The 6,167-nt window shown below is 42.4% G+C and carries 7 protein-coding genes and 2 pseudogenes; 1 reads left to right on the top strand and 8 read right to left on the bottom strand.

The features are described 5' to 3' along the window. Positions 1–67: 67 nt before the first annotated feature. Positions 68–220, top strand: a pseudogene (locus NSA57_RS19100) (ATP-binding protein); the annotation flags it as partial. A gap of 75 nt (positions 221–295) precedes the next feature. On the opposite strand, the gene NSA57_RS20020 reads toward NSA57_RS19100, so the two are convergent. The 8 genes and pseudogenes from NSA57_RS20020 to NSA57_RS19065 all read right to left on the bottom strand — a co-directional run bounded on the left by NSA57_RS20020 (position 296) and on the right by NSA57_RS19065 (position 5,894). After that, on the bottom strand, positions 296–430 hold the full coding sequence (locus NSA57_RS20020; RefSeq protein WP_354184507.1) for a hypothetical protein: 135 nt from the start codon (positions 428–430) through the stop codon (positions 296–298). Positions 431–811: 381 nt separating this feature from the next. Beyond that, a complete protein-coding gene (locus NSA57_RS19095) occupies positions 812–1,822 on the bottom strand; it encodes an ABC transporter permease (RefSeq protein WP_257465811.1) in 1,011 nt (336 codons plus the stop codon). Between the two features lie 2 nt (positions 1,823–1,824). Next, positions 1,825–2,817 (bottom strand): ABC transporter permease, encoded by a 993-nt coding sequence (locus tag NSA57_RS19090; RefSeq protein ID WP_257465810.1) that lies wholly within the window; start codon positions 2,815–2,817, stop codon positions 1,825–1,827. Beyond that, positions 2,817–3,665: an ABC transporter ATP-binding protein gene (locus NSA57_RS19085; RefSeq protein ID WP_257465809.1), complete on the bottom strand. Its 849-nt coding sequence runs from the start codon at positions 3,663–3,665 to the stop codon at positions 2,817–2,819. The genes NSA57_RS19090 and NSA57_RS19085 overlap by 1 nt, the downstream gene beginning before the upstream one ends. Beyond that, entirely contained in the window at positions 3,658–3,813 is a 156-nt protein-coding gene (locus NSA57_RS19080) for a hypothetical protein (protein ID WP_257465808.1), read from the bottom strand. Before NSA57_RS19080 ends, NSA57_RS19085 begins: the two co-directional genes overlap by 8 nt. A 153-nt stretch (positions 3,814–3,966) precedes the next feature. After that, a complete protein-coding gene (locus NSA57_RS19075; protein WP_257465807.1) occupies positions 3,967–5,043 on the bottom strand; it encodes a HAMP domain-containing sensor histidine kinase in 1,077 nt (358 codons plus the stop codon). After that, positions 5,040–5,708: a response regulator transcription factor gene (locus NSA57_RS19070; RefSeq protein WP_257465806.1), complete on the bottom strand. Its 669-nt coding sequence runs from the start codon at positions 5,706–5,708 to the stop codon at positions 5,040–5,042. The genes NSA57_RS19075 and NSA57_RS19070 overlap by 4 nt, the downstream gene beginning before the upstream one ends. 34 nt (positions 5,709–5,742) lie before the next feature. Further along, positions 5,743–5,894: pseudogene (locus NSA57_RS19065) on the bottom strand (DNA-binding protein). Positions 5,895–6,167 lie beyond the last annotated feature (273 nt).

Here is a 6,167-nt window from a genome sequence, read left to right as displayed (position 1 = left end):
CTTTCTTTGATAACACTATTTTACCATACATCATCTCAAAAATATATAGCAGAAATTTAATTTATTCTATACTAGTACACAAAAGGTGACAGAGGAAATGGAACATGGTCTAGGTCTTAGAATTGTACGGCAGATTGTAAAAGCACATCGGGGAACAATCCAATTTGCTAATACTGTGCCTCAGGGATTAACCGTCAAAATTTTTCTACCTATGAAATGATAGAAACACCTTAATTATAGACGAGGACAGAATCACTTTGTTGTGAAATATAGGTTGTTTCATTTTGCGTTCCTCTCAATTGTGTTCCAAACTTTGCCGTAATTTATTCAGGATATTTACCCGGTGCCGTTGGACGGTACTGCGGGACATCTCCACAAGGTTACCAGTTTTTGCGTCTGTCATAGCTGTGATATAATACAGAATTAAAATCTGTTGTTCCTGCTATGGCAGATTTGCAAAGGCTCCAGCCACCAATTCGTTCCAAATATATAGGTCAAAGCCAAAGGTCGAGAATATACTGCTGTTGCTGGAATATTCGTTCAGCACAGAAAACTTGCCCTATTGTACCCGTCGAATATCCTCTAACGATGTTTGACGGCCGCAATCCCGCTGCAATTTCCACAGATAGTCAATTACTTCATGGTAGAGAATCTGTTTACATTGCTCCTTTCATCAGCGGCAGTATTGCGGCTCCGGCCCACGCCGAATAACCGCAGAAATGAAAAAGGTCATTGAAGCATGTAAAACCGCCCCGCCCCTGTCAACGTTTTTTCTGTCCCCATCAGGGGCAGGCTTGCGTATTATAATCAGTTAAATATGTTTTTTCTGTCGCTTAGATACAATCAGATAAAGCAAAAAACAAAGAACACAATGGAGGGTGAGGATAACGATGTCCTTAATCACTGTTGATGCAGTTCCATTTGCCAAATCCATAATGCCCTCAAAAGTGGCGCTGGATGGGATTAGGTAGCAAATGTAGGAAAGGACTTTGTTTCCTGCACCAATCAAATAATTCAGGATCGGAACCGCCATAAATACAATCATCACGATTTTAATATAGACCACGCCTACCATCATGCCATCAGAGAGTTTGCCGACAAACAAGCCAATCAGAGCCGACACAAATGCGGAAAGGACAATCAATGCTAGCATGACCACCGCTCCTGTGAAAGAGAGCCGGAAGCAGATTACCGCCGTAAGAATAGCGGACAGGCAGCCAAATACAAAACCGACAAAAATCTTCTGAATCATATACTGCCAGTCCGTCATAGGCAGAATTTCATTGATCAAAGCAACACCATCTTCTTTTTCAGAAATGATATTCATAGCGTTAAAGGTACATCCCATAAACATCGCTACAATCAGGGTAATCGCAATAAAGATATTCTGATAGCCAGACATCATGTCCTGCCGTTCTAATACCTGCACTCTGGCCTGTTTTGCCATTTCTCTCTGTGCATAGAGAGCTGGAAGTGTATTTGCTGTCTGGCGGAACATTTCTAGTTCATCCCCGGAAAGGATGGTCTGGATGCTGTCCCCGTCCGTTTCCACTCCGATTAGGTTTGTGGAAGACTCATTGATAGCTGCAACCAATTCTTCCTGTTCTGGATAAACGGTAACTGTACCATACCGTTCCAGCCATGTGGTTACTTCATCATTCGTGCCTTGTTCTGTCACTCCAAAATGAAATTCCCCCAACGAAGAAAGATCAATGGATCCGACAAAATGCAATGCCACAGCAACTATAATAGGCAGGAGAAATGACATAATGCAAAACTTATCTTTCCGGACACTTTTTAGCTGATACATAAGTCCTTTCATCACTACCCCTCCCTTCTCATTTCCTTACGAAACGATGCTTCCACAAAGATAAAAAGTAACAAAATTGCACTGATTGCACCAATATAATACACCGGGTTGATAGTCGTGATACCGAAAAAAGCATTTTTTAGTCCCATGTACACATGATAAAACGGATGATAATCAATCCATGCCATCTTTACAGATGTATTTGCTGCCAAAAATACCGGTGTAGCTGCAAAGAGTGCAATCACCAGATAAGCAAGTGAAAACTGTTTAAAATCCCTAAGAATCATGGTACACCCAAAACCTGCCAATGCCATAATCAACGAAAGGATGGCTGTCTGTACCAAAACGCCTGGCAGAACCGCAACCCCATCAAGTCCAACATTCAGCAACACCATTAATGTTGCAAAAATCAAATCCGTAAGTAAAAAAAGTATGATTTTGGAACATACAAACAGACTTTTTTGAAGCGGCATAATCGCATGGACACGAATGACACCCATCTGTTTTTCTTTGAACAGCGCCGAAGCAATCCCCAAAAATCCAACCGCAACAATCTCAATAAATACAAGTTCACAAGTAATTTCCCTGCGCTGTTTTGTTTCCGTAGTATAATTGCCCACTGTTTCTGCTGTATAGTTCTCATCCATAGACAGCAGGGACAGCGCATAGTCCACTCTGTGTTTATCCGCTTTTTCCGTTGCCTCATAGAACCTGACATGGGGAGTTCCATTGCTTGCATCAATCCCGACACCATTGGTATCACCAGCAAGAACAGAATCTAACTCTTCTATCGAGGACACCGGATGGACCAAAGAGGAAACCTCACGCTGTGTACCTTCCGGATCATACAAATACACGTTGTAGAGCTTCGCATCCATAAAATTTACATAACCAAAATTAATAAACAAGGTATACAGTATCAGGGAGCAAAACGCCACCAGAAAAAATTTCCCGGACATCATCATCCGGCAGTCTTTTTTGAATAAAGAAAGAAAGCATTTCCACATCAAGACAGCCCCCTTCCTGTATACTGAATAAAGACATCCTCCAAAGTCGGCTCCTGGGAATGGATACTGATGATTTCATCATACGCAAAAGTCATGCTATCCTTCAGTTCCAAGGTCCCCATGATCTGCTCTTCCCGTTTTCCTTGATACAGATAGGAAATCACAATACGATGATCGCTGTTTTTCTCCTTTAAGTTTCCTGGCGTATCCAGTGCAACGATATTGCCGCCTGCGATAAATGCCACCCGGTCACAAAGCAGATCTGCATCCAGCATATTGTGGGTAGTAAGAAATACGGTTGTACCCTTTTGTCGTTCTTCCCCAATAATTTTGCGAAACAGCACCGCCCCGGCAGGATCAAGGCCACTGGTTGGTTCATCCAAAAACAAAAGCTTTGGATTACTGATCAACGCCCGCGCCATACTTACACGCTGCCGCATTCCTTTGGAGTAGGAAGACACCGGTTTCTTCCAGAAGTCCTTCTTTACTTCTAGCATCGTCAAAAGTTCTTCTACATCCCGCAACTGTTCTTCTGGATAAAAGGATGCAAAATAATTCAGATTATCTACTGCACTCAAATTCGCATACAGATAGGGGAATTCAAATAACACGCCGATCTTCTGGAAAAACTCCTGCGTATGAACCTCTTTGAGATCCTTTCCAAATAGAGAAACTTCTCCTCCATGTCCTTTTAAGATTCCCGTCAATATTTTCTGTGTTGTGGACTTCCCAGAACCGTTTGGTCCCAAGAAGCCGAAGATTTCCCCGTCTTCTACGTTGAAATTTAGTCCATGCAGCGCCTGCTTATCCTTTCCATAGGAAAACGTCAGATTTTTTACTTCAATCATCTTCCTCACCCCATTTTCCTGTCTGACCTTTTTTCTTCTCTTTTTCCCGTTGATTCCACCATTTCATAAATTTCACCTTAAACGGGATAGAAACAATCAAAAGCACCAAAATCACAAGCCACCAATACCATTCCAATCCTAAAAACATATCGCATCCTCCTCTTTCTTTTGATAGGATAAACATAAAAAAACGCATTGAAATTGAGGTGAAGTCGAAGTGAAGTTGGTGTGAAATTTCCACAAAAAAAGAAAAACCCTCATCTCTCTGTAAATGAAAGCTTTTCCATCTGTATTCTATGTTTTATTTTACGGCAGGAATTGTAAAATAGAACTTCACGCCGCCCGGTTGATTCTCCACTCCATAGGAGAATCCCTGCATGGATAAAATCTGTGCAACAATGGCAAGTCCAAGTCCGGAACCTCCATAGGAAGCATTGGGATTTCTGTAAAACTTGGTCCAAATTTTTTTCAAATCCTCCTTTGAAATTTCCCTTCCCTCATTGTAAATAGAAAAATGCAAACCGTCTTTCTCCTCAGTCAGGGATAATTTCAAAATACCGCCTGGGGATACGTTTCGTTTCGCATTCACAATCAGATTATCCAGAACCTGCTCCATGCGCCCTTGATCTGTATACACATAAGCTGGGCTCTCCGGAAGTTCATATTCCAATACAAAATCCGCATCCGGTGTATCGATCAACAGCCGTCCTGCTATCGTCTCCACAAACTCTACAAAGTCAAATCGTTCCGGCTGGAGATTGGTTGCTCCATTTTCCAATGCGGATAAATCTAAAAGTGTGGTGATCAGACAGTTCATACGTTCCGTCTCCTGAATGATCACTTCCGTATATTTCTGCCGTTTCCCTTCATCTGTTTCATCCTGTAATCCTTCCGTATATGCCCGAATCACTCCCAGCGGAGTTTTCATCTCATGGGAAAGATTGTCTACCAACTCCTTGCGTTCAGCCAACAGCCGTTTTTTCTGCTCCACATCCTGCTCTAATTTCAAATTGGCATCTTCTAACGAAACAAAAGCCTGCTGCAGATTTTCCGCCATCTTATTCAGGCTTTCTGAAAGCTCACCAAACTCATCCAAGCTTGTTACCTTACAAGGTTTGGAAAAATCCAGCTCTGCAAGATTTTTCGCAGCCTCATTCAGTTCTGAAACTGGCTTTGTGATAAAACGTGCCATCAACAGGTCAATGGCGCAGATCAGCACTACCACAAATGCCAGCCATATCACAAAGGAAATATCTGCATTCACTGGCAGTTTGGTGGACAGTATATAAGAAACAATTAAGGCAACACCAATCAGCTTGGAGGCAAGCAGTATCTTCTTTCGTATGGTAAAGATGTTCATGTTTTCGTTGATCTTCATACACTCACCTCGAACTTATAGCCAGAACGGATCAGGGTAACAATGTGCTTGCCCTCATCGCCCAATTTCTGTCGCAGGGTTTTGATATGGGTATCTACTGTCCGAGTCGTTCCTTCAAAATCGTAGCCCCAAATCCGATTAAGCAACTGCTCTCTGCTGAATATCTGGCTGGGATTTGCCATGAAGAAATGCAGCAGTTCATATTCCTTATGGGTTAAAGTGATTTCCTGTCCGTCCACAAAGACCTTGTGGGATGTAGGGATGATCGTAATTTTTCCGGCATTCATAGAATCGGTAGGCGTAATCGAGGATCGGCGTAGCAAAGCGCCTACCTTTGCCAGTAACACTTTAGGACTGAATGGTTTTGTGATATAGTCATCGGCTCCCAACTCATAACCTTTCAGTTTATCTTCTTCCTCGCTTTTCGCAGTCAACATGATAATGGGAAGGTTACTCATTTCCCTTGCCATCTTGCAGACGGAAAAACCATCAAGGTGGGGCATCATCACATCCAGTATCATCAATTCCATGGGATTGTTTTTCAAGATCATTAAAGCGTCCACGCCATCATCAGCCGTAAAGCAGGTGTGGCCGCCTCGATGCATATACTCGACAATAATGCTCTGCATATTCTTTTCATCTTCAACAATCAAAATATTTGCCATATAGAGGAGCCTCCTTTCACTTTTTCTTATATCGTCAGTCAACCGGCTTTTCTTCCTCTTTTGGTATTAGCCAGACAGTAGCCATTTTTACAGCACCGGGGATGTGGTCCTCGGTGCAATAGTAGTTTATCATTCAGTAGAGATACCCCATTTCTTGCTTGCCTCTTTCAGCAACATGTAATCCATATAATTTCTTCCTAATATGGTTTATTATATTTCTTTTGCTCGAAGAATACAAGGCAAGAAATATGAATAAGAAAGTGACGTATAACTCATATCCAGAAATAGCCATGCGCCGGAAGAAAGTGGCGAAACGCTAGCGGAAAAGATACCTCTTGTCAGATTATCTCCCTCGCCAGAGAGGGTTTCTAAATGCGTAGGAAAATCACGACCACCGGCTTAGCCGGTGGTTTGCTTTGACCCTATAAGGGTCTATTACCGGCACTGGAGTCTAAAGAC

The sequence above is a fragment of the Blautia caecimuris genome (genome assembly GCF_024622975.1).
In the GTDB taxonomy this organism is placed as follows: Bacteria; Bacillota; Clostridia; order Lachnospirales; family Lachnospiraceae; genus Blautia_A; species Blautia_A caecimuris.
This window is presented reverse-complemented; position numbering and strand designations above follow the sequence as displayed.